The sequence below is a fragment of the Psychromonas sp. 14N.309.X.WAT.B.A12 genome, from assembly GCF_030397575.1.
Taxonomy (GTDB): Bacteria; Pseudomonadota; Gammaproteobacteria; order Enterobacterales; family Psychromonadaceae; genus Psychromonas.
In genome coordinates this window covers 1-721 of sequence record NZ_JAPNXS010000031.1, presented here as the reverse complement: position 1 = coordinate 721, position 721 = coordinate 1, and the positions used below count along the sequence as shown (strand labels likewise).

At 50.3% G+C, this 721-nt stretch carries 1 protein-coding gene; it reads right to left on the bottom strand.

Features of this window, described 5'->3' with window-relative positions:
- On the bottom strand, positions 1–721 hold a 721-nt coding region (locus tag OW492_RS16930; protein ID WP_290041703.1), incomplete at both ends, for a hypothetical protein.

The following is a 721-nucleotide window of genomic DNA, read 5'->3' as shown; positions in this document are numbered from 1 at the left end:
TCATCGCCATCTTCATCGAAGGTCTCAAAGGTCGCCACTTCTGCGCCAGCAACGGCGCTGCCGTCATCTTCGGTAAAGTCATTGCTGGTTAAGATAGTAATTTCTGGTGCATCATTCACGGTCGCAACACTTGGATCAACGCTTACTGCATCGCCATCAACCGTGCCGTCGTTTGGCGTTAAGGTGAACGCTGGTAATTCTTGACCGCTGTTCACTAAGTCAGCGCCCGCTTGGGTCAATACCACTGAGCCGTCTACTAAGGCATAGTTTACTGTGTCGCTTAGCGTAACCGTCACCTCATCGCCATCTTCATCGAAGGTCTCGAAAGTCGCCACTTCTGCGCCAGCAACTGCGCTGCCGTCATCTTCAGTAAAGTCATTGCTGGTTAGAATGGTGATTTCTGGTGCATCATTTACGGTCGCAACACTTGGATCAACGCTTACTGCATCGCCATCAACCGTGCCGTCGTTTGGCGTTAAGGTGAAAGCAGGTAATTCTTCGCCACTGTTCACTAAGTCAGCACCGGCTTCAGTGAGCACAACCGTACCATCTACGATTTCGTAGTTAACGGTATCGCTTAAGGTGACTGTCACTTCATCGCCATCTTCATCGAAGGTCTCAAAGGTCGCCACTTCTGCGCCAGCAACGGCGCTGCCGTCATCTTCAGTAAAGTCATTGCTGGTTAAGATAGTAATTTCTGGTGCATCATTCACGGTCGCAA